At 51.5% G+C, this 2740-nt stretch carries 1 protein-coding gene; it reads right to left on the reverse strand.

Features of this window, described 5'->3' with window-relative positions:
• Positions 1-18: 18 nt before the first annotated feature.
• Positions 19-2577, reverse strand: a complete 2559-nt coding sequence (glgP, locus tag IQ270_RS29550) for an alpha-glucan family phosphorylase (RefSeq protein ID WP_193976667.1) — start codon at positions 2575-2577, stop codon at positions 19-21.
• Positions 2578-2740 lie beyond the last annotated feature (163 nt).

Raw genomic sequence — 2740 nt, forward strand, 5'->3', positions numbered from 1 at the left:
CAGTCAACAGTCAACTAACTAATGTGCCCAAAGAATGACGCCAGCTTCATAAGGACTGCTGAGATGATCGTGCTTGGGCAAAACGCGCAACGACAAACCTTGCAAACCGCTAGAAGTATAAGTAATGTCGGCCTTATAAAGGCTAGTATTGTGAGAATCTTCACCCAAATACTCCATTACCACCGACACGCCGCCGACAATATCGCCGTTAGCATCAACGGAACCTTGATAAAGTTCCACTTGCACATCCGCAGGCGTTAATCCCATCAGATTAATGCGAGATTTAACAGCGATCGACTGATTGACCTTAACTTCCTTATCCTGGGAAATATCAACCGACTCAATCTTAATGTCGTACCACTTCGCCCGAACGTGCTTCTTCCAGTGAGACAACTCCTTAGCAGGAGCGCACCCGTCGTTGGTCATAGTGTGGAAGCGATCGCTCACGGGGAAATAAGCCCGCCGCGCGTAATCCTTCACCATCCGAGCAGTATTGAAGAAAGGACAGTTCAAGCGAATTGAATCCTTCATTTTCGCCGTCCAACCGCGAGGAATTCCATCAGCATCCCGGTTGTAAAACAGCGGTACAACTTCTTTTTCCATCAAGTCGTACAAAGCATTCGCCTCGACATCATCCTGATACTGAGTATCTTCGTAAAACTCCCCATGTCCGATCGGCCAACCGGTACGAACATAATCAGCCTCATCCCACCAACCATCAAGAATGCTGAGATTTGGCAAACCATTCATCGAAGCCTTCATCCCCGAAGTACCCGAAGCCTCGCGGGGGCGGCGCGGGGTATTCAGCCACACATCGCAGCCCGCCACCATCATCCGAGCGACGTTAATGTCGTAGTTCGGCAAAAACACCATCGAGCTCATCGTGTCGTGTTCGCGGATGAAGTGAACGATATCCCGAATCAATTCCTTACCCGGAATATCCATCGGGTGAGCCTTCCCAGCAATCACAAACTGCACGGGGCGATGTTGATCCCGCATGATCCGCATAATTCGATCGACATCGCGCAAAAACAGCGTCGCCCGTTTGTAGGTAGCAAAACGGCGCGCAAACCCGATCGTCAGCACCTTCGGATCGAGAGCCTCGCGCGCGGGTTCGATTTCCGTTTGAGCCGCACCGCGCTCGCGCAAAGTCTTTTGCAGCCACTCCCGCGCAAACACCACCAATTCCGATCGACAGCGTTCGTGATTGCGCCACAGTTCCTCATCAGGAATCGACGAAATCCTGTCCCAGAGGCGATCGTCCTTGCGAATCATTTCCCACTCTGGGCCAAGGTATCGATCGTACAACTCCTGAGTAGACTTCGCCACACAACTGCGAGCGTGAACCCCGTTGGTAATCGAAGTAATCGGCACTTCTTCCTGCGGCAAACCCGGCCACAACCCCTGAAACATCGGGCGCGACACCACACCGTGCAAAGCCGCCACCCCGTTGACAAAACTCGACATTTTAATCGCCAAAATTGCCATATTCAGAGGTGCGGACAAATCGCCAGTATTCTCCCGGCCCAATCCCAGAAACTCCTCTTGCGACAAGCCAAACATCTTGGGATACTGACCGAGATAGTGCATCACCATATCCGGCTCAAACAAGTCAAACCCAGCAGGCACCGGCGTGTGAGTCGTAAACATACTGCTCGAAACCACCACCTGTTCCGCTTCCACAAAACTCAGGTGATATTCTTCCATCAGCATCCGAATGCGTTCCAGGGCCATAAAAGCCGCGTGGCCTTCATTCATGTGATAAGCCGTAACTGTCAGCCCCAATGCCTTGAGCATTTTCACGCCGCCGATGCCCAGCATGATTTCTTGGTGCATCCGCAGAGTTTTGTCACCGCCGTAGAGTTGGTCGGTAATATCTTGGTCGTAGCGGCTGTTAGGTTCAATATTTGTATCCATCAAGTACAAAGGAACCGTTCCCACTTGTACCCGCCAAATCCGAGCGTACACCTTGCGGCCGGGATAGTCCACCTCAATCCGCACTTCCGAACCGTCGGGATTGCGTTCTAGGTGCAGCGGCATATTGTAGAAATCGTTGAGCGGATAGCGTTCTTGCTGCCAGCCGTCGGCGTTGAGATACTGCGAAAAATAGCCTTCTTGATAGAGCAAGCCCACACCAACTAGGGGCAGGCCCAAATCGCTAGCTGATTTTAGGTGGTCGCCTGCGAGCACGCCCAAACCGCCGGAATAGATGGGCAGGGCTTTGACTAAGCCGAATTCCATCGAAAAGTAAGCGTAGCATTCTTGCAGCTCTGTGCCGCGCTGTTTGCGGTACCAGGCGCGGTTGTTGAGATAGTCATCTAACTGCTGGGCGGCTCGGTTCATTTGAGCGATGAAGCCTTCGTCTTCTGCCATTTCTTGCAGTCGCTCTTGAGATATGGTTCCCAGCATCAGCACCGGGTTTTGGTTGCTGGAATCCCAGAGGTCTCGATCGAGGCGGCGGAAGAGGTCTTTGGTATCGACGTTCCAGTCCCAGTGCAAGTTGTAGGCAAGTTTGCGTAGGGGTTCGAGAATTGTCGGTAGCGACGGGGAAACGTTAAATGTGCGAATTGGCTGCATAGACAAAGCCTTTATGTTGGGGTAGCGATATTTTCCTCTGTCTTTAGGTACAAGTGAGTTATTCTGCACACTATTTTAAGTTTTAAGGATCGTGAATTAAATAATTTACACATAATTGTGGGATGGGCTCTATAGCCCGTCCTTTCTGGACGGGCTATAGAGC

Source organism: Microcoleus sp. LEGE 07076 (assembly GCF_015207455.1).
Taxonomy (GTDB): Bacteria; Cyanobacteriota; Cyanobacteriia; order Cyanobacteriales; family Microcoleaceae; genus Microcoleus.